This window comes from Neobacillus vireti (assembly GCF_001026695.1).
GTDB classification, from domain to species: domain Bacteria; phylum Bacillota; class Bacilli; order Bacillales; family Cytobacillaceae; genus Neobacillus; species Neobacillus vireti.
This window is the reverse complement of record NZ_LDNB01000012.1, coordinates 116,554-141,635: the sequence shown is the minus strand read 5'-3', so window position 1 is coordinate 141,635 and position 25,082 is coordinate 116,554. Positions and strand designations below refer to the sequence as shown.

At 40.4% G+C, this 25,082-nt stretch carries 22 protein-coding genes and 1 pseudogene; 3 read left to right on the top strand and 20 right to left on the bottom strand.

What is annotated here, in order from left to right:
* Window positions 1-141: 141 nt before the first annotated feature.
* The 13 genes from deoC to gpr all read right to left on the bottom strand — a co-directional run bounded on the left by deoC (window position 142) and on the right by gpr (window position 15,690).
* Window positions 142-819 (bottom strand): deoxyribose-phosphate aldolase, encoded by a 678-nt coding sequence (deoC, locus tag AA980_RS13625; protein ID WP_024030997.1) that lies wholly within the window; start codon window positions 817-819, stop codon window positions 142-144.
* A 333-nt stretch (window positions 820-1,152) separates the two neighbouring features.
* Entirely contained in the window at window positions 1,153-2,526 is a 1,374-nt protein-coding gene (gene mtaB / locus AA980_RS13620) for a tRNA (N(6)-L-threonylcarbamoyladenosine(37)-C(2))-methylthiotransferase MtaB (RefSeq protein ID WP_024030996.1), read from the bottom strand.
* A 7-nt stretch (window positions 2,527-2,533) separates the two neighbouring features.
* Complete coding sequence (locus AA980_RS13615; protein ID WP_024030995.1) at window positions 2,534-3,283, bottom strand: 16S rRNA (uracil(1498)-N(3))-methyltransferase; 750 nt, start codon at window positions 3,281-3,283, stop codon at window positions 2,534-2,536.
* A 286-nt stretch (window positions 3,284-3,569) separates the two neighbouring features.
* Window positions 3,570-4,511, bottom strand: coding sequence for a 50S ribosomal protein L11 methyltransferase (gene prmA / locus AA980_RS13610; protein ID WP_024029916.1), 942 nt, complete (start codon window positions 4,509-4,511; stop codon window positions 3,570-3,572).
* A gap of 17 nt (window positions 4,512-4,528) precedes the next feature.
* A complete protein-coding gene (gene dnaJ, locus AA980_RS13605; RefSeq protein WP_024029917.1) occupies window positions 4,529-5,662 on the bottom strand; it encodes a molecular chaperone DnaJ in 1,134 nt (377 codons plus the stop codon).
* 117 nt (window positions 5,663-5,779) lie between these two features.
* A complete protein-coding gene (gene dnaK / locus AA980_RS13600; RefSeq protein ID WP_024029918.1) occupies window positions 5,780-7,618 on the bottom strand; it encodes a molecular chaperone DnaK in 1,839 nt (612 codons plus the stop codon).
* Between the two features lie 31 nt (window positions 7,619-7,649).
* Window positions 7,650-8,237, bottom strand: a complete 588-nt coding sequence (gene grpE / locus AA980_RS13595; protein ID WP_024029919.1) for a nucleotide exchange factor GrpE — start codon at window positions 8,235-8,237, stop codon at window positions 7,650-7,652.
* A 99-nt stretch (window positions 8,238-8,336) separates the two neighbouring features.
* A complete protein-coding gene (gene hrcA, locus AA980_RS13590) occupies window positions 8,337-9,368 on the bottom strand; it encodes a heat-inducible transcriptional repressor HrcA (protein ID WP_024029920.1) in 1,032 nt (343 codons plus the stop codon).
* Window positions 9,369-9,469: 101 nt separating this feature from the next.
* The gene (gene hemW, locus AA980_RS13585; protein WP_024029921.1) at window positions 9,470-10,609 is read right to left on the bottom strand and encodes a radical SAM family heme chaperone HemW; all 1,140 of its coding nucleotides are present in this window, start codon (window positions 10,607-10,609) and stop codon (window positions 9,470-9,472) included.
* A gap of 75 nt (window positions 10,610-10,684) precedes the next feature.
* Window positions 10,685-12,520 carry a translation elongation factor 4 gene (gene lepA, locus AA980_RS13580; protein ID WP_024029922.1) on the bottom strand — a complete coding sequence of 612 codons (1,836 nt, stop codon included), beginning with the start codon at window positions 12,518-12,520 and terminating at the stop codon, window positions 10,685-10,687.
* A 158-nt stretch (window positions 12,521-12,678) separates the two neighbouring features.
* The gene (locus AA980_RS13575) at window positions 12,679-13,005 is read right to left on the bottom strand and encodes a DUF3679 domain-containing protein (RefSeq protein WP_024029923.1); all 327 of its coding nucleotides are present in this window, start codon (window positions 13,003-13,005) and stop codon (window positions 12,679-12,681) included.
* Window positions 13,006-13,020: 15 nt separating this feature from the next.
* Window positions 13,021-14,226: a stage II sporulation protein P gene (spoIIP, locus tag AA980_RS13570; RefSeq protein WP_024029924.1), complete on the bottom strand. Its 1,206-nt coding sequence runs from the start codon at window positions 14,224-14,226 to the stop codon at window positions 13,021-13,023.
* Window positions 14,227-14,565: 339 nt separating this feature from the next.
* Window positions 14,566-15,690 (bottom strand): GPR endopeptidase, encoded by a 1,125-nt coding sequence (gene gpr / locus AA980_RS13565; protein ID WP_024029925.1) that lies wholly within the window; start codon window positions 15,688-15,690, stop codon window positions 14,566-14,568.
* 215 nt (window positions 15,691-15,905) lie between these two features.
* On the opposite strand from gpr, the gene rpsT reads away from it, so the two are divergent.
* A complete protein-coding gene (rpsT, locus tag AA980_RS13560) occupies window positions 15,906-16,166 on the top strand; it encodes a 30S ribosomal protein S20 (RefSeq protein WP_024029926.1) in 261 nt (86 codons plus the stop codon).
* A 42-nt stretch (window positions 16,167-16,208) separates the two neighbouring features.
* On the opposite strand, the gene holA is transcribed toward rpsT, so the two are convergent.
* Window positions 16,209-17,225: a DNA polymerase III subunit delta gene (holA, locus tag AA980_RS13555; RefSeq protein ID WP_024029927.1), complete on the bottom strand. Its 1,017-nt coding sequence runs from the start codon at window positions 17,223-17,225 to the stop codon at window positions 16,209-16,211.
* Between the two features lie 335 nt (window positions 17,226-17,560).
* On the opposite strand from holA, the gene AA980_RS26405 reads away from it, so the two are divergent.
* Complete coding sequence (locus AA980_RS26405; RefSeq protein WP_024029928.1) at window positions 17,561-17,695, top strand: YqzM family protein; 135 nt, start codon at window positions 17,561-17,563, stop codon at window positions 17,693-17,695.
* 66 nt (window positions 17,696-17,761) lie between these two features.
* Here AA980_RS26405 and AA980_RS13545 read toward each other — a convergent pair whose 3' ends face one another.
* From AA980_RS13545 to AA980_RS13530, 4 genes and pseudogenes are all read right to left on the bottom strand, one after another.
* Window positions 17,762-20,092 (bottom strand): DNA internalization-related competence protein ComEC/Rec2, encoded by a 2,331-nt coding sequence (locus AA980_RS13545; protein ID WP_024029929.1) that lies wholly within the window; start codon window positions 20,090-20,092, stop codon window positions 17,762-17,764.
* Window positions 20,093-20,177: 85 nt separating this feature from the next.
* Window positions 20,178-20,624, bottom strand: a pseudogene (locus AA980_RS13540) (ComE operon protein 2); the annotation flags it as partial.
* Window positions 20,625-21,135: 511 nt separating this feature from the next.
* Window positions 21,136-22,113 carry a nuclease-related domain-containing protein gene (locus AA980_RS13535; protein WP_024029931.1) on the bottom strand — a complete coding sequence of 326 codons (978 nt, stop codon included), beginning with the start codon at window positions 22,111-22,113 and terminating at the stop codon, window positions 21,136-21,138.
* Window positions 22,114-22,358: 245 nt separating this feature from the next.
* Window positions 22,359-22,994 (bottom strand): helix-hairpin-helix domain-containing protein, encoded by a 636-nt coding sequence (locus AA980_RS13530; RefSeq protein WP_024029932.1) that lies wholly within the window; start codon window positions 22,992-22,994, stop codon window positions 22,359-22,361.
* An 86-nt stretch (window positions 22,995-23,080) separates the two neighbouring features.
* Between AA980_RS13530 and comER the strand changes: the two genes are divergently transcribed.
* Window positions 23,081-23,905, top strand: coding sequence for a late competence protein ComER (gene comER, locus AA980_RS13525; protein ID WP_024029933.1), 825 nt, complete (start codon window positions 23,081-23,083; stop codon window positions 23,903-23,905).
* Between the two features lie 65 nt (window positions 23,906-23,970).
* Here comER and AA980_RS13520 read toward each other — a convergent pair whose 3' ends face one another.
* Together AA980_RS13520 and rsfS are read right to left on the bottom strand one after the other, a co-directional pair.
* Complete coding sequence (locus AA980_RS13520) at window positions 23,971-24,729, bottom strand: class I SAM-dependent DNA methyltransferase (RefSeq protein ID WP_024029934.1); 759 nt, start codon at window positions 24,727-24,729, stop codon at window positions 23,971-23,973.
* Window positions 24,726-25,082: a ribosome silencing factor gene (gene rsfS / locus AA980_RS13515; protein ID WP_024029935.1), complete on the bottom strand. Its 357-nt coding sequence runs from the start codon at window positions 25,080-25,082 to the stop codon at window positions 24,726-24,728. Before rsfS ends, AA980_RS13520 begins: the two co-directional genes overlap by 4 nt.

The window sequence follows — 25,082 nt, the reverse complement described above, 5'->3', positions numbered from 1 at the left end:
TTTTCTTGCTTCATGGGCACTGTGAACCTTCCAGAGTGCCCATGTTGGGCTTTTTTCTTGCTTCATGGGCACTATGACCTTCCAGTTGACCGAGATGCGCTCTTTTCTGGCTTTACGTGCGCTGTTACATCAATTCTTTTTTTAGTAATTTGAAGTCACTAGCATCCCGTTTATGATCGCGACACTTGAACTTGCTCCAATCCTCGTCGCTCCGGCATCAATCATTTTTTTGGCATCTTCTGTGCTTCGTACACCGCCGGAAGCTTTGACACCGATATCAGGTCCTACCGTTTTCCTCATTAGGGCAATGTCCTCAACAGTTGCACCGCCGGTTGAAAATCCGGTTGAAGTTTTTACATAATTAGCACCAGCTTTAACAGCAAGCTCACAGGCGCGAATTTTTTCTTCCTTCGTCAAAAGACTTGTTTCAATAATCACCTTGGTTAATGCTTTTCCCTTGGCTGCTTGAACAACAGCAAGGATATCGCTCCCCACCAATTCATCATTGCCATCTTTTAGTGCCCCAATATTAATGACCATGTCTACTTCATCAGCACCATGATCAATTGCATTTGTTGTTTCAAACGCTTTCGTTTCAGAAGTTGTCGCACCTAAAGGGAAGCCAATTACTGTACAAACCTTGACATCACTGCCCTGTAATAATTCCTTTGCCGCACTGACCCAGGTTGGGTTAACACATACGGAAAAGAATTTATTCTCCCTGGCTTCTTGACAGAGAGTCTCGATTTGTCCTTTTGTTGACTCCGGCTTTAGTAAAGTGTGGTCAATCATTGCAGCAACATTTGTAGTAGTAGCCATTGGCTCATGCTCCCTTCGATCTTAAGGTTATTTGAAATTTTGGATCGATAGTTGCCACTTACTTTAAGTTTCCCTGAAAAACATTAGAAACCTATAGTAAATTCATGTGCTGTGACCAAATTATCCTAGATTTTTAAGAGCGGAAAAGTTTTTGGCTATTTTTCGAGGTGTTTTGGCTACTTTTCCATGGGTTATGGCTACTTTCTTGAGTGTTTTGGCTACTTTTCCAAGGCTTTTGGCTATTTTTTAAGGTGTTTTGGCTAATTAGACAATTTTTTCCACAATAAAACCAAACCTAAACCAAAAAAAGGACCCAGAATAGGTCCTCTTTCCTTAAATTGCCGCTTCTTCTGTATTAAAGACTTCTTCTTTAACTACTGACGTATCTTCAACAACTCGAACAAATTGGCCTTCATTGTATGGATATCCAGCTTTGGTTATCTTAACTTTAACAATCTTACCAATCATCTCTTCAGTTGCCGGAAAAACAACTTTCAAGTAGTTGTCAGTATATCCAACATATAAACCAGAATTTGCTTCATCCTTATATTCCTCTTCCGGAATTACTTCTAATACTTCACCTTCAAAAAGTGAGGCGTATTCCTTTGCCAGTTGATCGGAAAGGGAAATTAAGCGGTGAACCCGTTCATTTTTCACTTCTTCATTCACTTGGTCTTCCATTCGTGCAGCCGGTGTGCCTGTACGCTTAGAATACGGGAATACATGAAGCTCAGAGAATTTATGATCTTTAATAAAATTGTACGTTTCCATAAATTCTTCTTCGGTTTCCCCAGGGAATCCAACGATCACATCAGAGGTAACCGCAAGACCTGGAAGTACTTCTTTCAGGCGCTCCAGTCTTTCTCCAAAGAATTCCATCGTATATTTACGGCGCATTCTTTTTAATACTGTATTGGAACCAGATTGCAATGGAATATGCAAATGCCGGACAACAATATTCGAATGTTTAATTACCTCGATCACTTCATCGGTGATCTGGCTGGCTTCAATTGATGATATCCGGAGGCGTTCAATCCCGTTTACTCCCGCTTCTAAATCACGGAGGAGCATCGCAAGATTATAATCCTTCATGTCTTCACCATAACCGCCAGTATGAATACCTGTTAACACGATTTCTTTGTAGCCTGCATCCACAAGCTGCTGCGCTTGGCGGATCACTTCTTTAGGATCACGGGATCTCATGAGACCGCGGGCCCAAGGAATGATACAGAAGGTACAGAAATTGTTACAGCCTTCTTGGATTTTTAACGATGCTCGTGTTCTGTCAGTAAATGCCGGAACATCAAGCTCCTCATAAACACGATTTTTCATAATATTGCCAACGCCATTAATCGGCTGACGCTCTTGCTTATATTGTTCAATATAGTCGAGCATTTTCACACGGTCCTGTGTACCGACAACAATATCAACACCAGGAATCGCCATGATTTCGGCAGGAGATGTTTGCGCGTAACAGCCAGTAACACAGATGACTGCATCAGGATTTTTCCTCACTGCACGCCGGATAACCTGACGGCTTTTTTTATCGCCAGTATTCGTTACTGTACAGGTATTAATAATATAAACGTCGGAAATTGATTCAAAATCAACCCGATCGTAGCCTTCTTGTTTAAACAACTGCCAGATAGCTTCAGTTTCATAATGATTCACCTTGCATCCAAGTGTATGAAACGCGACTGTTGCCATCGTATCCTCACCTCAATAGTTCAAAATGATAGGAAATGGCCGAAAGTGCATAGAGCGGGGCCGTTTCCGTTCTTAAAATCCGCGGGCCTAACCCGCATAGACCAAAACCATGATCCTTTAATTGCTTAACCTCTTCGTCCGCTAAGCCGCCTTCAGGTCCAAAAACCATAAGCAATGACTCACCGTTCTTCATTTGTTTGAGGGTTGAAGAAAACAGGTGCATTTCACCTTTTCTGCTCTCATCCTCAAAGGCAGCTAATTTATAATCAAAGTCCTTACTTTTTCCCATTAGAGCTTTAAAGCTCATCGGGCTTACGATTTCCGGCATAAACGCTCGATGAGATTGTTCAGCAGCTTCTTTAGCAATTTTTTGCCATCTCTCTATTTTCTTCGTTGCCTTTTTTTCATCCCATTTTACGACTGAGCGAGCAGCAGAAAATGGGAGAAACTGATGGGCTCCGAGTTCCGTTCCTTTTTGGATAATCCATTCGAGCTTGTCCCCTTTTGGAAGCCCGCTGGCAATCGTTATTGAAATTGGAAGCTCAGAAATCTCTTCTTTCCATTGTACAACGTCTGCAACGACACTTTCATCGGTAATTTCTGCAAGCCTGCATATAGCCTGTTTCCCTTCTTGGTCAACACAAATGATTTGATCACCAACTTGCATTCGCATAACCTTGACGATATGATGACGGTCTTCTTCGTCAATGAAAAAACGCTCATCATTTACTCGGTGTTTAACAAAGTAGCGTTGCACACTTTTGCACCCTCTCTAAAACATTTTACTCTTTATTTTACTAAAAATAATTTTAATTGGGAATAAGAAAAGCGCAAGCGCCCTGGTCAGCGGCGTATGGCCTGGAGCGCTCCAACTGAGATAAAGGAAACACGAAGAGCGGAGCGCATTCGTGCTTGACTTATCGTAGGGCGGAGAGCGAAGGACACTAGCCGCTAGGGCGCTTACGCTGGACAATTCTCAAAGTTCAATGATTTAAATGCTGATATTATGAAAAAAAGGGGATTCTCCCCCCTTTATTCCAGCATTATTTCCGTTTGGCAATAATTGCAACCCAGTCTTCCATCAAAATGGTTTCGGAAATTTCAAAGCCCGCTTTCAGTAGACCTTCTTTAACCTGATCTTTCTTCTGCTGGATAATGCCTGATGCAATGAAAGAACCACCGGGCTTCACAACATGGGCAACATCGTCCGTAAACCGTAAAATAACTTCGGCAAGAATATTAGCCACTACGACATCCGCAGAATTTTCCTCGACACCATCAAGCAGGTTGTTTTGCGAAATAGTTACGGAATCATTTACTTTATTTAACTTTATATTTAACCTGGCAGTCGTTACTGCAACTTCATCTAGGTCATAGGCCCTAACATCTTCCGCACCAAGCTGTGCTGCCGCAATGCTTAATACGCCAGACCCGGTCCCGACATCAATTACTCTGTCACCTGAACGGACAGTTCTTTCAAGGGCTTGAATACACATCACTGTTGTTGGATGTGTTCCCGTTCCAAACGCCATACCAGGATCTAATTCGATAATTAATTCATCGCTGCTGACAGGCTCATAAATCTCCCAAGTCGGTACAATCGTGAATTTTTCAGAAATTTTCACAGGGTTATAGTATTTTTTCCAAGCTGTTGCCCATTCTTCTTCGTTCACTTCACTAATGGTTACATGGTTTTTGCCAATATCAATATCATAAATAATTAAATTATTGATGGATTCCTTAATGGCATCTACCGTTTCACCCAAAAAGCTGTTAACAGGCAGATAGGCTTTCACAATAACACCTTCTTGCGGGTAATCATCTGGATTAAGTTGGTAAATTTCTCCGAATTGATCTTCCCTTTCCTTTGTCAGCTCAAAAGGATCTTCAATAACTACACCGCTCGCTCCAGCTTCATGCAAGATATGAGAAATAGGTTCAATTGCCTCATTTGTTGTGTGAATACTGATTTCGGACCATTTCATCTTACCAACTCCAATCCTTACTCGCTTTTAAAGGCACGTTTTACCTTTGAGAAAAAACTTTCTTCGTGTTCACCAATTGGCGAAGAACCGCTTAGCTCTGCGAATTCTTTTAGAAGCTGCTTTTGTTTGTCTGAAAGCTTTGTTGGGGTAATAATGCGAACAAGAATATACTGATCCCCCACACCATATCCGCGGACATTAGGAACACCTTTCCCTTTCAAACGGAACTTTTTGCCCGTTTGTGTTCCGGCAGGGATTTTTAGCTTCACTTTTCCATGAAGAGTAGGCACTTCGATTTCGTCACCCAAGGAAGCTTGAACAAATGTGATAGGCATTTCACAATAAATATCATCGCCATCTCGTTCAAAAAACTCATGCGCACGTACTTGGAAAACAACGTAAAGGTCACCCGCTGGACCGCCGTTCATACCTGCTTCCCCTTGCCCCGCCATGCGAAGCTGTTGTCCATCATCAATCCCGGCAGGAATCTTAACATGAATCTTCTTGCGCTTTTTCACTTTCCCAGCGCCGCCGCAAGTGGAACATTTATGTTTAATTTCTTTCCCTGTTCCATTACAGTGATGACAGGTACGACGGTTAACAATCCTGCCAAATGGGGTATTTTGTTCTACGTTCAACTGTCCGGTTCCATGGCAGTGCTGACAAGTCTCTGGTTTTGTTCCAGGCTTAGCTCCAGACCCGCTGCATGTTCCGCATGTTTCTTCACGTGGAATTTCAATATCTGTTTCTTTGCCAAATGCTGCTTCTTCAAACGAAACTGTCATCGTGTATTGAAGGTCTGCACCTTGCCTTGGAGCATTCGGATCACGTCGTCTAGAACCGCCGCCGCCGCCGCCAAAAAAGGTATTAAAGATATCTTCAAAACCGCCAAAGCCGCCGCCAAAATCTGCTCCTCCGCCAAAACCTTGATTTGGATCGGAATGGCCAAACTGGTCATAATGGGCCTTCTTTTGATCATCGCTTAACACTTCATATGCTTCTGTAATTTCCTTAAATTTATCTGCCGCATCTTCCGCTTTATTAATATCTGGATGATATTGTTTAGAAAGTTTTCGATAGGCTTTTTTTATTTCATCCTTTGAAGCGCTCTTAGTTATCCCAAGCACCTCATAGTAATCCCGTTTACTCATGATTACCACTCCCGAATCTGTCACATAAAGATTATTCTAACACCGATAATGATGTTATTGCAATAAAAAAGCCAAAGCAGTTAAACTGACTTTGGCTTTTTCTTTTTTCACAGCCGATTACTTATCATCTTTTACTTCTTCAAATTCTGCATCAACGACGTTGTCGTCTTGGGCACCAGCTTGAGCGCCGCCTTCTTGGCCGCCTTGCTGTGCTTGTGCCTGCTGTGCAGCTTGCTCATATAGCTTAACAGTCAAAGCTTGAACGATTTCTTGCAATGCATCCTTTTTAGTGCGAATTTCATCTAGATCATTTTTCTCTATTGCTTGTTTTAATGCGTCTTTTGCTTCATTAGCTTTTTCGACTTCACCTGCATCAACTTTACCTTCTAGATCCTTTAAGGTTTTCTCAGTTGTAAACACAAGCTGATCTGCTTCATTACGCAGTTCTACTTCTTCTTTACGCTGCTTGTCAGCTTCAGCATTTTCTTCTGCTTCTCTAACCATTTTTTGAATTTCTTCATCAGATAGACCAGTAGAAGACTTAATCGTAATTTGCTGCTCTTTATTCGTACCTAGATCTTTGGCCCGAACGTTTACAATACCGTTTTTATCAATGTCAAAGTTAACTTCGATTTGTGGAATTCCACGTGGTGCTGGTGGAATATCCGCTAATTGGAATCGGCCTAGTGTTTTATTATTTGCCGCCATTGGACGTTCCCCTTGAAGCACATGGATATCAACAGCAGTTTGGTTATCAGCAGCAGTTGAGAAAACTTGTGATTTAGATGTTGGGATGGTTGTATTACGATCAATTAATTTCGTAAATACGCCGCCCATTGTTTCAATTCCAAGGGATAGCGGTGTAACGTCAAGTAAGACAACATCCTTAACATCACCTGTGATAACGCCGCCTTGAATCGCAGCACCCATTGCCACTACTTCATCCGGGTTTACACCGCGGTGTGGCTCTTGTCCAGTTGCTTTTTTGATTGCTTCTTGGACAGCAGGGATTCGCGTTGAACCACCGACAAGGATAACCTTATCAATTTCTGATGGTGACATGCCGGCATCGCTTAGAGCTTGACGAGTTGGGCCCATAGTCCGTTCAACCAAATGAGCAGAAATTTCATCAAATTTTGCTCTAGATAAGGACACTTCAAGATGAAGCGGTCCAGCAGCTCCCGCAGTGATAAATGGAAGTGAAATTTGTGTAGAAGCTACACCCGACAAATCTTTTTTAGCCTTTTCAGCAGCATCTTTTAGACGTTGTAACGCCATTTTATCTTTTGAAAGGTCAATTCCATTTTCTTTTTTAAATTGTTCCACTAAGTAATCAATGATGACTTGGTCAAAATCGTCACCGCCAAGACGATTATCTCCGGCAGTTGATTTTACTTGGAAAACGCCGTCCCCTAGTTCAAGGATAGATACGTCAAATGTACCGCCGCCAAGGTCATAAACAAGGATTGTGTGGTCTTGATCGGTTTTATCTAAACCGTATGCCAGTGCTGCAGCAGTTGGTTCATTGATAATCCGCTCTACTTCAAGACCAGCAATTTTTCCTGCATCCTTTGTAGCTTGACGTTCTGCGTCATTAAAATAAGCAGGCACTGTAATAACAGCCTTTGTTACTGGCTCGCCAAGATAATCTTCAGCATATGATTTTAAATATTGAAGAATGATGGCAGAAAGTTCTTGTGGAGTATAATCCTTACCTTCAATCTCTTGTTTAAAACTTGTGCCCATGTGACGTTTGATAGACATGATTGTATTCGGGTTTGTAATTGCTTGGCGCTTTGCCACTTCCCCCACTTGACGCTCGCCATTTTTAAATGCAATAACGGAAGGAGTAGTACGATTTCCTTCTGGATTAGGAATTACTTTTGGTTCTCCGCCTTCAAGCACTGACACACATGAGTTTGTTGTACCTAAGTCAATACCAATTATTTTACTCATAGCTTTTACCTCCTAAAAAAAATATGTAGAATTATTGATTTACTTTAACCATTGATGGGCGAATTACCCGATCCTTTAATATATACCCTTTTTGAAATTCATCAGTGACAATGTTGGAGCCGAAATTCTCATCTTCTCCCTGCATCACAGCTTGGTGCTGATGGGGATCAAACTCTTTCCCAACCGCTTCAATCTGCTCAACGCCTTCCTTTTTTAGGGCATCTAACAAATTGCGGTAAACCATGTCCATGCCTTGCAGCACAGACTTTGTTTGTTCATTGTCTGCTTCCAAATTCATTGCTCTTTCAAAGTTGTCTAATGCAGGCAGTAAATCTGTTATTAGGTTTTGTGCTCTATATTTTTCGCCAGCCTCTTGATCCAATCTTGTTCGGCGACGAAAATTATCAAAATCTGCTTGAAGTCTTAGGTAACGATTTTCCGCTTCCTCTAACTTCCCCTGCAGCTGTTGAATTTCTTCGAGCTGTTCTTCGACAGGATCAACAATAGTCTGTGCTGTTGCTCCATTCTCATCAAAAACAGGCTCAGCTGTTTTTTCATCAGTAAGTTCAACATCAGCTTCAACTTCATCATTAATGGTATTGTTTTTCTCAATTGTCAACTTACTCACCTCCCTTAAAGCGTTAGGTAGAATATTAAGATTTCCATGGAAAAGGGGTAAAACAAGCAAGTATTTCACCCTTACTCAATATTACCTGTGTTAAATATTTTGATACAACTTGGTTAGCACTTCTGATAAGTCCTTGCTTAAGAATTTCAGCAAGCTGATTACACGTGAATATTCCATTCTAGTAGGCCCTAGGATGGCTATCGTACCCAATTTTTCTTGACCAGCCGAATATGTAGCAGTAATTAAGCTGCAATTTTCCATTGCACTGTTATTATTTTCGCGGCCAATTTTCACATGAATGCCTGCTGAATTTTTTCTAATTAAATTATAAATCCACTCTTCTTGATCAATCATCATTAATAAACTGCGGATTTTTGAAATATCATGAAATTCCGGCTGACTTAACATATTTGTTTTCCCGCCGAAAAAAAGCTTTTCATGGATTGGCATTTTCAAGGAATCGGCAATCGTATGGAGCATTAGATCGTAATTATGGATATGTTGCCTTAAAAGCATCGCGACTTCCTTGTAAATCTTATCGTTTAAATCATCAAGAGGCACTCCTGCTAAACGATCATTTAAAATATTGACCGTTTTTTCCAAATCACCAGCATCCACCGAAGCAGGTATGGAAAACGTTCGGTTTTCGACATGACCTGTGTCCGTAACAAAAATGGCTACTGCGGTTTCTTTGTTTAACGGAATAATTTGGATTCTTTTTAACTTATTAATACTTACGGCCGGTCCTAGGACGATCGAAGTATAATTGGTTAATTCGGATAAAATTTTCGCCGATCTTTGAATAATTTTCTCGAACTCAAAAATTTTCTCAGCAAAAATGGATTGAATGATGGATACATCCTGCTGATTTAAAACCTGAGGCGACAATAAATGATCAACATAATAGCGATACCCTTTTTCAGATGGAACACGCCCTGAAGAGGTATGCGTCTTTTCAATAAACCCCAAATCTTCAAGGTCGGACATTTCATTGCGAATTGTTGCTGAACTGAAGGAAATTTCTTCCTTTTTCGACAAGCTTCTTGAGCCGACTGGTTGGGCAGATCGAATAAAGTCATCAACAATTACCTGAAGAATTAACAATTGACGATCTGTTAACAACATTCATCACCTCTGTTAGCACTCCTTGTTGCCGAGTGCTAATTATACTAATAAATTATCAAAAAAAGGGGGATGATGTCAATCAAAAAGAAAACTAGAAGCTAGACAATACCCAAAAAGGATTGAAAAACTTCATTGCCTAAAAAACGACCCTGTGTAGTTAAATATATATTATCCTTCTTCACTTCTATCCATTGTTTAGAAACTAAATCAGAAATCTCGTTTTTAAATAACTCTTGTGGGTCATGGGCAAATTTCTTGATGAAATGAGAAATCGATACCCCCTCAGTTTTGCGTAAACCGAGGAACATTTCCTCTTCCATTTGTTCCGCTTTCGTTGCTTCATGGGCTTCAAAAACCGGGAGTATTCCGCTATTTATTTGGTCGATATACTTTTTCACTGGCCCGGAGTTGGAACGTCTAATTCCGTTCACATAGCTGTGGGCACCTGCTCCAAAACCATAATAGTATTCATTATTCCAGTAAGTTAAGTTATGCCTGCTCTCAAAGCCTGGCTTTGAAAAATTACTTATTTCATATTGCGTGAAGCTATGTTTTTCCATTTCTTCCATTAATATTTCATACATTTGCGCTTCGATATCCTCACCAGGCGTGGGAAGTTTCCCTTTTTTTAACAAGTTATAAAAAACTGTCTTTGGTTCGATGATTAACGAATAGGCAGAATAATGGGTAATATCTAATGTAAACGCCTCAGCTAATGTTTCCTGGAAGTCGGTTACCGTTTGCGTCGGCAAACTAAAAATAAGGTCAATACTTATATTTTCAAAGCCAATCGCTTTTGCACGTTCAATCGTTTGATAGACGTCCTTCGCCCGATGGACCCGGCCGATTTTTTTCAATAAGTCGTCGTTAAAGGTTTGGACCCCAAGACTGATTCGGTTTACACCCGCATCTTTTAATATTTGCAATTTATCCGTTGATAAATCACCGGGATTTGCCTCAAAAGTGAATTCCAAGTTCGCAGATTTAGGTAAATTTCGGTTAATGCTTACACAAAACTGCTCAAGCTGCAGCTCATTTAAAGAAGTCGGCGTACCGCCGCCGACAAAAATGGTTTCAAGCTGATCTGTCGGATATTCGCTGAGGGTCATCTTCATTTCTTGGTCAACCGCTTGTAAATAGTCATTTACAGGCTGGCCTTTTAGAAATACTTTATTAAAATCACAATAATGACAAATATGTTCACAAAATGGGATATGGAGATAGGCTGCTTTAATCATTTTTTCACCTCTTTTTTGATAATTAAAAGAGGCTGGATTTTGTCTGTCAAAAGACTTGTCCCAACCTCCCGCTTTTTATTTCTTGGTATTGTTATCGTCCATTTTTAAGACAGCCATAAATGCCTCTTGTGGTACTTCAACGGAACCAACTTGTTTCATCCGCTTCTTACCTTCTTTTTGTTTTTCAAGCAATTTACGCTTACGGGAGATATCCCCGCCATAACATTTCGCTAATACGTTTTTCCGCATCGCTTTAATTGTGGAACGCGCAACGATTTTTTGTCCAATCGCTGCTTGGATCGGAACCTCAAATTGCTGTCTCGGAATTAAGTCCTTCAGTTTTTCGACGATTATTTTCCCGCGTTCATAAGCAAAATCATTATGAACGATAAAGCTTAAAGCATCAACTTTTTCAGTGTTAAGCAATATATCCATTTTTACCAGTTTGGACGGTTTATAACCAATCAATTCGTAATCAAAAGAGGCGTAACCCCTTGTACTTGATTTTAGTTGATCAAAGAAATCGTAGACGATTTCTGCTAAAGGGATTTCATAGATAATACTTACCCTGTTTTCACCTTGGTATTGCATATCTATAAAAATTCCCCGTTTTAACTGGCAAAGCTCCATAATTGCCCCGACATAGTCATTAGGCGCCATCATGGTTGCTTTTACGTATGGCTCTTCCACACGGTCAATTTTCTGCGGGTCCGGCAGGTTAGATGGGTTATCTACCTTGAGTTCTGAACCATCTGTCATGTGGACATGATAGATAACGCTTGGCGCGGTGGTAATTAAATCAATCTTGAATTCCCGCTCAATCCGTTCTTGGATAATTTCCATATGCAGGAGACCTAAGAAGCCGCAACGGAAGCCAAATCCAAGTGCCTGGGATGTTTCTGGTTCGAACTGAAGCGCTGAATCATTCAATTGAAGCTTTTCTAGTGCTTCACGAAGGTCATTAAATCTTGCTGTATCAATCGGATAAAGGCCACAATAGACCATTGGATTGAGCTTTCGATAGCCTGGAAGCGGTTCAGTTGTTCCATTTTTGGCATTTGTAATTGTATCACCGACACGTGTGTCACCGACATTTTTAATCGATGCCGTTAAAAAGCCAACGTCACCGACAGTTAATTCATCAAGCATCGTCGCTTTCGGTGAAAAAACACCTACTTCATTTACTTCAAACTCTTTTCCAGTCGCCATCATTTTTATTTTGTCACCGACTTTAACGGTTCCATCGACCACACGAATATAAGCGACAACGCCGCGATAAGCGTCATATAAGGAATCGAAAATCAACGCTTTTAAAGGGGCATCAGGGTCGCCGGTTGGTGCAGGGACTGATTTTACGACTTGTTCAAGGATGTCTTCGATACCGATTCCTGCTTTAGCAGAAGCTAGAACCGCTTCGGAGGCGTCTAAACCAATGACTTCCTCGATTTCATTACGCACCCTTTCCGGGTCCGCACTTGGCAAGTCGATTTTATTGATAACCGGCAAGATTTCAAGGTCGTTATCAAGGGCAAGGTATACGTTCGCTAGTGTCTGTGCTTCAATTCCCTGTGCAGCGTCAACGACTAAAATCGCCCCTTCGCATGCAGCAAGGCTCCTCGATACCTCGTACGTAAAATCGACATGTCCTGGTGTATCAATTAAATGGAAAATATAGTCTTCTCCATCATTTGCTTTATATTTTAATTGGACGGCATTTAACTTGATTGTAATCCCGCGTTCTCTCTCAAGATCCATTGAATCTAAAAGCTGGGCCTTCATTTCACGTGATGTCAAGGCATTCGTTTTTTCCAAAATCCGGTCAGCCAGTGTTGATTTCCCATGATCGATATGGGCAATAATCGAGAAATTTCTTATTTTTGCTTGTCGTTTGAGTCTATCTTCTCTGTTCATGGTAGTTCACTCCTACTATACTCGCACATTTACACTATTTTTGATTATATCAGCAAAGAAAAGTGGAAATCAATGTTTTTATCAGAAAAGCGGAAGCAGCGTATGGACTTTAATTACATGATAAAATTAGCGGCACCACTAAGGTACCGCTAACCATTTTAGTCTGTTATCAGCTGAATCAGTTTTTCCGAGGCGCCGGTTATCCCGTCCGACAGTTTCTTCCCCATCGATGAGAAGAAGTTAAACGCACTGTTTTCCTCTAATCTTTTCTTTTTCGCCGCAATATCATGACTAGAGATATCATTTCCTAGAATGGAGGCACTTATATTGTTTCCCGATTCTTCGATAGAAATCGCATTTTGAAAGGAAGCATCGTCATAGCCCTTCATTTTATGAATCCCATTATTGGCTAATTGCATTCCTGTTAATACTGAGATTAACATGAGCGCTGCGATGCATAAGCTTTTTAACATAAACATCCTCATATGAATGCTCCCCTACTATTGTTTATCAGTCGATTGCTCAACATTCTGATTCACTTTTTCTGCCTGCCAGTAATATTCACTAAACACATCTGCAAGTGCTTCAGCCGAACGGTTTAATTCTTCAAATGTGTTATCGACACCGCCGAATTCAATTAAAAGTGCATTATCAGATAAATTTTGATTATAAACACCATTTGACCCGGGATCTTTTTTTAACATAACTCCCCTGCTTAACCCTTTATATTTCTTTTCTAAAAGCTTATGGAGTTCCCTTGCTAGTTTTTCATTCTTTTCATAATTGGGGTTTTTACCACCGATGACAAATACTAATTTCGCATATGATTTTCCGTTAATAGCAACAGTTGTATCGTCTTTCCGTTTAGAATCCCTGTGAATATCAATGAGATAACGTAAATCACGATTCGAAGTCATAGCAGCTTGAACAACTAAGCGTGATTCCTGGTATGATTTTGCATAATTTAACCCTTTTTTATTTAAGTTCGCCTGGACATCCGTTTTATCAACAAAGGTACCGATTCCTCTGTCTTCTAAGCTTGTCTTTAATTGGTCGCCAACTTTTGTCACGTTTATTTGTGAATGGTACGCGTTATCAGGGTCGTTAACGCCTTTTAGATAGGGGATATAGGACTCGCGATTATGTGTAAAGTAAAGATAAACCACCTTATGCTCTCCTGTTGTTTGCCCCGATGCGATTGGTGGTTTTTCTTCTGCCGGCTTATCTAATCCCTCTAAATTCTGTAAAGAAGCTTCTTGTTCGGCTTTCATAATTTCGATCGGTGGCGCCGATTCAATCGGCATATTCGTATAATTCGTCCCTTCGCCGGCAACAACAATTTTTCCATCGAATTGAAAAAATCCGGGAAGCTCCCTGCCAAGAAGGCTTCGCGGGTCATCCAGATTAATATTGCTTGCTAGCTTAAATACCAAACTGCTTAACTTCGGCGCCTGTGCCAAGTTATTTTCTGCCTTCAAAAAATGATGATTTTCCCAACCCATTAATTGATACAGCAGTTCACCGTTTACATTTGTAGCAGCCTGATTGACTGAAGAAGACATAGGTCGAAATTGCGGCTTTAACGAGGTTAACAGCCCGCTTATCGAAAAGACCAATAACAAAAATAATGAAAGAGCAGCGAAAATTTTCAGGATGCTTGTCCCTTGGACAATCATAAACGTGCCTGATGTTCTAGTATTTTTCATGGTTCCACCCCACTTAGAATTCTAGTAAATCTTATGACATTACTAGAATTGATAGAACCATAAATTTACGAGACAAATGAGACCTGAAGAATACGAGGGCTCTGAAATTCCTTATAAAAGAACTCTGTTGATTGGAGTGGAAGGCGGCGAAGACTCCTGCGGGAGTACGGGGCCGGGGAGACCCCGCAGGCGCTAAAGCGCCGAGGAGGCTCCCCGGCACGCCCTAAGATGCGCGAAGCCGCCTGGAGCGGAAATCAACAGCCAATATTATACACTCTGCCTAAATTTAAGTGGCTTTTTCAGTGCCTTCAAAAAATACTGGTCCCTTATTAAATTGGTCTATCTTGTATAATACCCCGCATTTTCTTGGTCAACTGTGCTGTGGAGTGAGGCGTTCAAACCGTTGGCAATCAGGTTGGCCATATCCTCAATGAAGACGTCGACTTCCTTTGGAGTAACCATTAAATTATGGCCAATGGGCGACAAAACCTCATAGATTAACTTCCTTTTTTCATCCTCCGATAATGTGCCAATCATGCCAAGAAACGTTTTCCGGTGCTTTTCTTCTGGTAAATCCTCTTCCGTTAACTTTCGCTTTTCGCCAAAGCTCATTCCAGCTGGGGCAAGTGCCCTCGAAGGGCGATTTCCTTCCCTGAGCTCTTTTCCGAAATGCTTTAAAATGAAATCTATCGTATCACTTGTAATCGAAACTGCGTCGACCACTGTGGGAACACCAATGGCGATGACGGGAATACCCAATGTTTCTTTACTAAGTTCCTTCCTTTTATTGCCGACACCAGAACCAGGGTGAATACCGGTATCGGATATTTGGATGGTCGAATTTACTCTCTCAATCGATCTTGAAGCGAGCGCATCAATCGCAATCACGAAATCCGGTTTTGTTTTTTCAACAACGCCAAAAATAATATCACTAGTCTCAATTCCGGTTAGTCCCATAACACCAGGTGAAAGAGCACTTACGGAGCGATATCCTTCCTCGACATTTTCCGGCTGAAGCTGGAATAAATGACGAGTGACAAGCAAGTTTTCACAAACCATCGGTCCAAGTGCATCTGGGGTTACATTCCAATTTCCAAGACCGACAATCAGACAGGAATCTGTTTTTTTAATCCCCGTCCCTTCTAAAAAATAAGAAAATTCCCTTGCGAAAACTTCACCAACCTTCTGCTGAACCTCCGTATTTTGCTGGCGAATCCCTTGGACTTCAACGGTTAAATATCTGCCTGCCTTTTTACCAAGCTGCTGCTCACCCTGTTTGGTAACTTCAACTAAAGAAATTTTTATATCATCAACATCTTTTTCCTTTATGATGACACCTTCAATTTGCGAAAGGTTTTCCTCCTGTCCAACTGTTCCGCCTCTGCCGGCAAGGACCATTTCCCTTGCTTCAATCGCCAAATCAGTTCGAACAGAATACTGACTTAAATCTATTGCTTCACTCATGACTATTCACTCCCATTATGAAATCTCCTATAAATAGAAACTATTTCCTATTTTGACCCTTCTCATTCCAAAACATGCAGAGTAAAATTCTTTCCTTGATAATTGTGTATTGCAATATAGGCTCTCGTTTGATAAAATACTTCTTGTTCTGAATTATTATGATGAATGTATAGTCGAGTTCATATAGTCTCGATTCTTTGTAGGAGGTGAATGGAATGCCTAACATTAAATCTGCTATTAAGCGTGTAAAAACAAATGAAGCGAAAAATGCTCAAAATACAACTGCTAAATCTGCAATGCGTACGGCTGTTAAGAAAGTAGAAGCTGCTGTTACTACTAACGACGCTGCTGCTGCAAAGGAAGCATTAGTAACTGCTGCTAGCAAATTGGACAAGGCTGCTGGAAAAGGTCTAATCCACAAAAATGCTGCTGCTCGTAAAAAATCACGTCTAATGAAAAAAGCGAACGCTCTTTAATAAGCGAAAAAAAAACGATTCCTTTACAGGAATCGTTTTTTTTTACTTTTTTAACCGAAATAATACCATCTCAATCAATAATGATTTATTCATACCGCCTGTTTTCATTTGGTAGTCGGCCTCAGCTAGCATCTCCATTATACTGGCTAATTCTTCATCGCTAAATTTACCCGCCTGGCCGAGCGCAAGCTTGACGCGGAACGGGTGGGTTTTCAAGTAACCCGCAATTTGCTGCTGCCCGTACCCTCGTCTTGAAAGCTCCTTCACTTGATATATTAACCGGAACTGCCCTGCAAGCAGCGCCAAAATTTTGATTGGCTCTTCATTTTGTTTTAATAAATCATAATAAATTCGTAAGGCTTCATCCAGTTTACGCTGGACCACTTTTTCAATTAAGGTAAAAATATTTTGCTCAAGTGAGCGTGAAACTAACTTTTCAACTAAATTCACATCAATTTTCTTTTGGTCTGCGGCATACAAAGCTAATTTATCAACTTCACTTGTAATCATAAACATGTTTGTTCCGACAAGAGCCAATAATTGCTCAATCGCATTTGGTTCAAATTCAATCCCGCTGCTCTTCGCTCGGTTCTTCACCCAATTGATTAATTCGTGTTCTTTTAATTTTTTCGCTTCAACTACTTCTGCCGTTCGTTTCAATTCTTTGGTTATTTTTTTTCGTTCATCTAATTTTTCGTATGGAGCAGAAATAACCATTACCGTATAGGGCGCTGGCTCTTTCAAATATGCCTCAAATTTCACTAAATTATGTTCAATCTTTTCTTTTGATTTTTCTGCCGTTAAAAATGCTGGATTATGTAAAAAGATCACTTTTCTTTCGCCGAAAAATGGAAAGGTTTCAGCATCCTCTAACGCCACATCGATAGGTGTATCTTCTAAATCATAGACCGAAAAATTAAAGTCCTTCTCTTCTTCGTTTAATGCCTCGTTCAGCAGTAATTGTTTCGTCTCATTGATTAAATATGCCTCTGTTCCATATAATAAATAAATAGGAGCAAAATCCCTTTGTTTAATTTTCCGCCAAATATCTAATACCATTGTCCGCGCTCCTCTTCTTATCACTCACATCTATCGTAAAGAAGCTTGGACAATTTGACAAGTACTTAAAGGGAATTAGCAGCTTTTCAATAAAGTGCCAATTCCCGATTTATAATGAACGCCCGGCAATTTTTAGACCTAGGTTCTAAGCCGCCCGGCGGAGTTCCTTTGTAATCATAGTGTTGCCTACCTCGAGTCAAACTATTTTGACAACTCTTGTCAGTATAGGAAAGCAACTAATAAGACGGTTTGCGCTCTCTGCCGTTTTCCACAGGCAGGCTGGATTTTTTCAGTCAAATGGCTTATACTATATGATGAAATAGGAGGGGTAGACTGTGAACGAATTCGAAAAAAATCCGGTAAGTAAACGAAACGATGCAATTGATTCTGGAGTAGGATTTGGGGTTTCCTTTGGTTTTTTTGCTGTAATGTTTATTATTGCAACAGTCATTAAATTAATTGGTTCTTAAATATTTGGCTACATATGAGTAATTTAAGAGGCTGCATATGCAGCCTTTTTTTACTTTGAATACATCCTATGGCAGATAGGTTGAAAAGGTTCCATTATTTCGATAAAAACGGAAGGTTATGGCCCCCTGCAAGTCCGTCCGGTAAATGGTCGTGTTCGTTTCTCGCAAACGCTCTAAAACCTCTTGGTGTGGATGGCCATAACGATTGGTTTCACCTGCTGAAATTAATGCTGTACCCGGGTTGATTTGCTTGATGAACGCTTCGGCACTTGAAGTTTTACTTCCATGATGACCAGCTTTTAGCACATCAATCGTTAAATTAGGAAATTGTTTGCTGATTTTCATTTCCCCTTCTTGGTCTAAATCCCCGCCAAAGAACCAGGTAACTCCCCCTACTTGCGCAACCAAAGCGATTGAACCGCGGTTTCGTTCACCGCTAAAATTTTTTTCTGGTGATAGAATATTGAATTTACTTCCCGCACTTTTCCATTGATCCCCCGCCGATACTTTTATGACTGGGATTTTTCTCTTTTCTGCCTCCTGAATAATTCTTAATTCCGTTTCAGAAGGAGCAACGACAGAAGGCAACAGGATTTGTTTGACCCGAAGCTCCTTTAATATTGAAAATGTCCCGCCAATATGGTCCATATCCCCATGGGTAAGAATAAGTTTATCGATTTTCGTGATTCCCTTTCCCTTCAAAAAAGGAACAACAACATCCCTGCCGACTTCATACGGTTTTAAACGGTGCTTCCATTCTTCTTCTTCGCCAAACGTCATCGTTCCCCCCGTATCGATGAGATAGGTCCCCCTCCCGTGGGGAAGGTGAATCAAACTGCTGTCCCCTTGCCCGACATCAATCATCGTCACTTCACCAATGGGGTTCAGCCAATTCCACACAGGCTGAAAGGAAAGGAGGATAACAACTAAATAGAACAAGTGAGTTTTCTTTTTCTGATACACTTTAGCTTCCCAGATGTAAAAAATAGCAACGATGATAACGATGTAGATGATTAGCTGAATGATGTTCGGCCTCCCAGGAACAAAAGCAGCGAAAGAAAAATGAGCTAAATAACCAATAAGATGATTGGACAGGTTTATGATATTTTTGAAGATATTGATAAGAAATAGTGGTGTGTTTCCAAAAAGAATTTGGATGATAAACAAGATGTATAAGCCAGGGAGATAAACAAACGAAAAAAGCGGAATGTATAACATATTAGCTGCAATCCCCATCAGCGACATTTCAAAGAAATGATAGAATAATAATGGAAGGGCAGCTAATTGAGCCGTTACTGAAGTAGCCAGAATTCGGGCGCCATTGTTTTGATAACGGCGCAAAATAATCGGCGCAGAGAAAATAATCACCAGACTTACCGAAAAGGAAAGTTGAAAGCCAATATCAACTATAACCTTTGGCGAAAAAAACAAAAAAATCATGAACGCCAAACTGATTGCATCAATCGGTAAGAGCTTTAGCCTGCTTTTCCACTTAACAGTCAATAAGACAAGATAAATCATTAGGACCGCCCTGATCACCGATGGAGAGGCACCAGTAAGAATGACATAGACAGGTAAAATCAGCAGCAGGAAATTCATCATGAACTGTCTTGTCAGCCCGATTCGAATCCCCAAATAAAAAACCATTCCCACTAACAACGAAACATGAAGGCCTGAAATGGCCAACAAATGGACGATTCCCGTTTTTTGAAAATCCCCCAATAAAACAGGGTCAAGCATACTGCGATCGCCAAAGATTAAGGCGGCTGATAGTGAGGCAATTTCAATTGGAAAATGTGCTTCAAGATAACGAATTCCTAAAAAGCGAAGTTGTTTCACCATGGTCATTGGCGAGGGTCTCATCGGGGAACAATTTTGAAGTGGATTTTCCTGGCTTTCAACGATCCAATAAATATCCTTCGAAGCTAAATATTGACGGTAGTCAAAGCTATTTGGATTTTTTGCGATGGCTGGTTTTTTTATGGTGCCTGACACCTGGCACAAACAATTGTAAAAGCTTTTACTTTTTAACAGCACTTGTTCTGCTTCCGATTTTATTTTGTAACGGATAAGGAGCTTTTCCTTGAATTGTTTTTCAGTTGCTTGAATTTGCAGGAGGTCGCCATCTATTTTTGGATTCTGGTTATATTCGATATAAAAATCTGTGATGGTTTCGGGGATTAAAGATTTATTTTCTAATTGTGTCCGTCCCGCCAAAAACACAAATGTTACAAAGATAAACATTACCACGAATAGTTGTTTATTTTTAAACCGTTTGTATTTGTTTAGCAGGTACAGATAAAAGAATGTCAGCAGAAAAAACGGAAGAAACGTAACTAGAGAACAGAGGACACCCAAAAGGGCCGCAAGTGCGAAATAAAAGTATTTTCCATTCATGATTCTTCTCCATTAGTAGTTTTTTTAACGAGGGTGAGACGCCGGAATACCCGGCGTCGTTCTAGAGGAATTACTGTTTTATCTTTCGAAAATCGATGACCGGTTCTGTCAGTTCAACCTTTTCTGTTTTCACATTTGCTTGTTCAAATAGTTCGATAGCAAACGGGTGATTTTTATAATCCATCGCATAATAAACTGTTTTAATCCCAGCTTGGATAAGTGCCTTACAGCATTGCAGGCAAGGAAAATGAGTTACATAAATGTCCGCCTCGGATGTAGGCACACCAAATTTTGCACATTGTAAGAGTGCATTTATTTCCGCATGAATTGTTCGTACACAGTGATTGTCGATAACGTAGCAGCCTTTATCAATGCAATGGTCGCCTCCAGCTATCGATCCATTGTAGCCGCCTGCTATGATTCGTTTATCCCTGACAATCGTCGCCCCAACCGTCAATCTTGTACATGTGCTTCTTAATGCGAGCAAATGACTTTGCGCCATAAAGTATTGATTCCACGAAATCCGATTCACGTTCTCCCACTCCTTAATAACTTTTCTGATTTAAGTGTAAGCCGGCTTGGACAATTCGGTCAATAAGAAAAGCGTGAGCGCACTAGTCAGCTCACGATATGCCTTGAGCGCTTCAAGAGTATTGGAAACATGGTGAGCGCAAGCGTTCAGATGTTGACTTATCGTAGAGCGAAGCGTGAAGGCGTCTCGCCGCTATGGAGCTGGACATTTCTCAAGTCGAAATTTCTTATCTTTAAAAATATCGCAAATTGCTTTAAATACTGTCACTTTTGGAAAAAACAGCCTCTTGTGGGGTAAATTATTCATTTTGGACGTTAAATTGGCGAAAAAATGTAATTAGAAGATACTTACCCGTCTGAAAAACATTTTTTTTCCCGCGAAAAAGCAGTCAATTAGACTCGCCCAATTTTTTATTAGCGAATTTTGAGAGTTTATTAGCGAATTTGCCATATTTATTAGCGAATTTGCCATATTTATTAGCGAATTTAAGGATTTAATAGCGAATTGAAATTTACCATGGAAAAGCCTTCGGATAATAGACCCTTCCCTTTTTTATACCTGAGTAATTTACTTTTCCAGAAAGCATTAGCAGTCTTTTAGCTGTATGAATCGAATCCAAATGGCAAAACTCCCGAAACTGCCGATTAGTAATTTTCATATCGAACAATAAAAAGTAATCCATCAACGCAGTTATATGGGCATCAACAAAATATTTGTCACAGCGGGGACAATACCATTGTTGTTTTTTACGGATAAGGGGCAGATAATTGCAGCATGGGCCAAGAACGCCCGTTAATAGTTCTGACTGTTTAATATCGAATTTTTCAAGAAGGAATTTTGTCGGCGGAGTATTCATTTTCACAAGGAGGCGACAAATTTTCCGAAGCTCTTTCGGGCTGAGGAGTGAGGAAGAATACATTTTTTCAAAAAATTGTATCTTACTCAGAAAAGCGTCTGCCTTGCAAACACGCGGCTTTACTTTGCGGGCATTGGGGCCGGAAACCATATATGTAGCGTATGGGTTGCTGATGACAACCATGTAATCAATGGGTACCGGAGGAAAACCATTCGCAGCGAGCCATTTTTTAATAAAAGCTTTATGCCTTTCAGCCTGGGCAATCGGGTCTGGGTACCCTTTTTCCTTATCATTATTAATTTGAATAAATTGCTCATTCTCAGTATCAAAAATTAACTTGCCAGCCATATTTTTCACATCAATAATGAGTCCAAATTCTGGTGTTAGAAGAAAGGTGTCGATTTGGCAAATATAATTTCCATCCGGAAGGTTTAAATCGTGAAGAATCAGATATTTTTCCTGCGGAAGAGAACGGAGATAGTAATCTAGTGATACCTCACCTTGATATCCGGCCTCTCGTCTTTTGAATTCATCTAAAATGGCTTGATAGTTTTGGTGACTTAATGGGAGCCGCCTTAATATTGCCGCCAAAATCAGAAGTTTTAATGGAATAGTCCTTGCTTTTATGACCAAACAAATCACTCCTTTACATTTTAATGATAAAATTCTAAAAAGCCTGTGAAAATCCTGCCGAATTTTAGCGGAAATTGTTAAGAAATTATGTCTGATTTTTTTATTAGCGAATTTCGGGAGTTTATTAGCGAATCTAGATGGTTTATTAGCGAATCTTGACCACTTATTAGCGAATATTTCAATTTATTAGCGAATCGAATTTAATAAGAAAAGCGCACGCGCACTGGAGCTGGACAATGAAAGAATCAATGAACCGCTATCGAATCCTTTAATTTTTCAAACGTTTTTTCACCAATTCCGCTTATATTCTTAATATCTTCCACCGCTTTAAATGGACCGCTTGTTTTCCGATACTCGATGATGGCTGCCGCTTTTGCAGGACCGATTCCGGGCAGGGTTTGTAATTCACTTTCAGTCGCTTTATTGATATTAATTTTCCCTTGCGTTTGACCAGCACCGCCTGACGTTGACATAGCGGCTCCTCCTGATGTGCCAGGGGCTGAAACCCCCTCCTCACCGATGGCTGGTATATAAATCAACATTTCATCGTGCACATGCTCGGCAAAATTCACCTTACTTTGGTCTGCTTTGTCTGTTAATCCCCCTGCACGATTAATCACATCGATGACCCGTTCACCAGAATTGGATAGATAAACCCCTGGAAGTTTGATCTGCCCCTTTACATCTACCATAATCTTTTCCGGCAGCTCTTTCTTTTCAGCATCCTTCACAGCTGACTGCTGTTTATTGTCGACTTGACTTATCGCGGAATTGAGCGGAAGTTCTTTATCATCATAAAGATAAAAATAATAAAAGCTCCCAAAAACAAGAACAACAGCGGCGATTAAATAAAACTTGTGTTCAATTAACCAGTCTTTCATATGAATCCATCCTTTCTAAAGGTATATTTTATTACTCGTTTTCATATGGTTATTAAAGAATATTGCTTGTGAAGGAGGGTCGGAAAATGAATATAGGTATCATCGGTACCGGTAATATGGGGAGTATTGTGGTGGAGGCCTTAATTGACGGAAAAGCCATTTCCCCTTCTTCAATGTTGATTACGAATAGAACAATTTCCAAAGCCATGCAGCTTAAAAATAAATATAAAGAAATTAGGGTTGGGGCAAATGCAGAAGAAGTAGCGGCTCAATCCGATTTGTTATTTTTATGTGTAAAACCATTAGATGCATTTAAAATCCTTGATGAAATCAATCCCCATTTAGGTCGAGAAAAATGTCTAATTTCGATAACGAGTCCTATCAGTACAAGCCAGCTTGAACAAAAGGTATCGTGTTCAACCGCCCGGGTAATCCCAAGCATCACCAATCGTGCGTTATCCGGGGTGTCATTAATTACTTTTGGAGAAAATTGCAGCGATGTTTGGAAAGCGAAAATAGAGCAAATAATTACGAAGATTTCTGTGCCGGTTTATATTGATGAAAAAGTAACGAGGGTTGCCTCAGATATCGTTAGCTGCGGACCGGCTTTTTTCAGCTATCTCCTGCAGCGTTTCATCCAAGCAGCCGTCAGGGAGACAGAAATTGATGAAAAAACAGCCACCATTTTTGCCAGTGAAATGATTGTCGGTCTAGGTGAATTATTAAAGCAAGGGCATTATACGTTACCGTCACTTCAAGAAAAAGTATGTGTAAAGGGCGGAATAACCGGTGAGGGTATTAAAGTACTGGAGAACGAACTTGGAGACGTATTTGAACACCTGTTTCAGGCAACACACGCAAAATTTAAAGAAGATCTGGATAAAGTAGAGTTACAGTTCTCTAATCATTAATTCGTGTTTATTTGACAAATTCCTTCATGAATTTTAAAAAAAGCCATCTTTTTTTAAAAGATGGCTCATTTATTTTTCCTGGCAACAAAAAAGATTCTTTCTGAATCGTGCTCCGGCGGTGTCTGTTCGAAATCAGCGCAAACCTCAAGTACTTCAAAACCGGCTTCCAGTAACCAGGTTTCATATTGCTGAACAGGATATGTACGTTGATAATGCAGTTCATCAAAGCGGTCATATTTTCCCAGCCGTTCATCCAAAACAAAAAAGCTTAGCTCATGCTCAACACTATTCGGTTCTTCGCCAGGGAAACTATTCCAGATATATGAAACCTTTTCTTCATTTAAGGCAAAGGTTTGATTAATGAAACCGTCATTGATTTTATAAGGGGAATGGACATCCACTATGAAAAGTCCATCATCATTTAATTGCTCGAGAACATTCGAAAAAGTAGCAATAACCTCTTCTTCGGTTTCAAGATAATTTAATGAATCACAAAAGATACCAATCACATCGAAATTCCCCTGACCTTCCAATTCAGCCATATTTTGCTGAAAAAAAGGAATCCTAACTCCTGCATCCTCCGCTTTCGCCTGTGCTACTGCCAGCATATCTTCAGACAGGTCGACACCGGTCACTTGAAAACCATCAGTAGCAAAGCGAACGGAGAGCTCCCCGGTCCCACATGCTACATCAAGCAGCCGTGGCCGAGGTCCGCCCTCCACCTGATATTTTTGGAGAATATCTCTAACAAACCGCACCCACTCATCATATGGAGCATCTTTCATCAGCTCATCATAAAGGTAAGCGAATTGCTGATAACTCATGAATTCAGCTCACTAAAAACATCTTCAAGCGGTGCATCGCCCCATAGCCGTTCCAAATTGTAATAGCTTCTTTCATCACGATGGAACACATGGGCAACCACATCGCCCATATCAATTAAAATCCATCTTGCTTCATCAAAGCCTTCCATTCTTTTCACTTCGTAGCCTTTTTCTTGCGCTTTCTCTTTCATTTCCCGTGCTATTGCCTGCACTTGTTTATCGGAATTCCCATGACAAATAATAAAGTAATCGGCAATTAAAGAAATCCCCTGCATGTTTAGCGCAAGGATGTCTTCCGCACGTTTATCATCTGCTGCTTTAACGGCAATTTTTAATAATTCTTGATTATTCAT

Excerpts from the sequence above, each read along its gene's own strand:
- deoC (WP_024030997.1), bottom strand. The coding sequence starts at position 819 with ATGGCTACTACTACAAATGTTGCTGCAATGATTGACCACACTTTACTA.
- mtaB (WP_024030996.1), bottom strand. The coding sequence starts at position 2,526 with ATGGCAACAGTCGCGTTTCATACACTTGGATGCAAGGTGAATCATTAT.
- prmA (WP_024029916.1), bottom strand. The coding sequence starts at position 4,511 with ATGAAATGGTCCGAAATCAGTATTCACACAACAAATGAGGCAATTGAA.
- dnaJ (WP_024029917.1), bottom strand. The coding sequence starts at position 5,662 with ATGAGTAAACGGGATTACTATGAGGTGCTTGGGATAACTAAGAGCGCT.
- dnaK (WP_024029918.1), bottom strand. The coding sequence starts at position 7,618 with ATGAGTAAAATAATTGGTATTGACTTAGGTACAACAAACTCATGTGTG.
- hemW (WP_024029921.1), bottom strand. The coding sequence starts at position 10,609 with ATGATTAAAGCAGCCTATCTCCATATCCCATTTTGTGAACATATTTGT.
- lepA (WP_024029922.1), bottom strand. The coding sequence starts at position 12,520 with ATGAACAGAGAAGATAGACTCAAACGACAAGCAAAAATAAGAAATTTC.
- AA980_RS13575 (WP_024029923.1), bottom strand. The coding sequence starts at position 13,005 with ATGAGGATGTTTATGTTAAAAAGCTTATGCATCGCAGCGCTCATGTTA.
- spoIIP (WP_024029924.1), bottom strand. The coding sequence starts at position 14,226 with ATGAAAAATACTAGAACATCAGGCACGTTTATGATTGTCCAAGGGACA.
- gpr (WP_024029925.1), bottom strand. The coding sequence starts at position 15,690 with ATGAGTGAAGCAATAGATTTAAGTCAGTATTCTGTTCGAACTGATTTG.
- rpsT (WP_024029926.1), top strand. The coding sequence starts at position 15,906 with ATGCCTAACATTAAATCTGCTATTAAGCGTGTAAAAACAAATGAAGCG.
- holA (WP_024029927.1), bottom strand. The coding sequence starts at position 17,225 with ATGGTATTAGATATTTGGCGGAAAATTAAACAAAGGGATTTTGCTCCT.
- AA980_RS13545 (WP_024029929.1), bottom strand. The coding sequence starts at position 20,092 with ATGAATGGAAAATACTTTTATTTCGCACTTGCGGCCCTTTTGGGTGTC.
- AA980_RS13530 (WP_024029932.1), bottom strand. The coding sequence starts at position 22,994 with ATGAAAGACTGGTTAATTGAACACAAGTTTTATTTAATCGCCGCTGTT.
- comER (WP_024029933.1), top strand. The coding sequence starts at position 23,081 with ATGAATATAGGTATCATCGGTACCGGTAATATGGGGAGTATTGTGGTG.
- AA980_RS13520 (WP_024029934.1), bottom strand. The coding sequence starts at position 24,729 with ATGAGTTATCAGCAATTCGCTTACCTTTATGATGAGCTGATGAAAGAT.
- rsfS (WP_024029935.1), bottom strand. The coding sequence starts at position 25,082 with ATGAATAATCAAGAATTATTAAAAATTGCCGTTAAAGCAGCAGATGAT.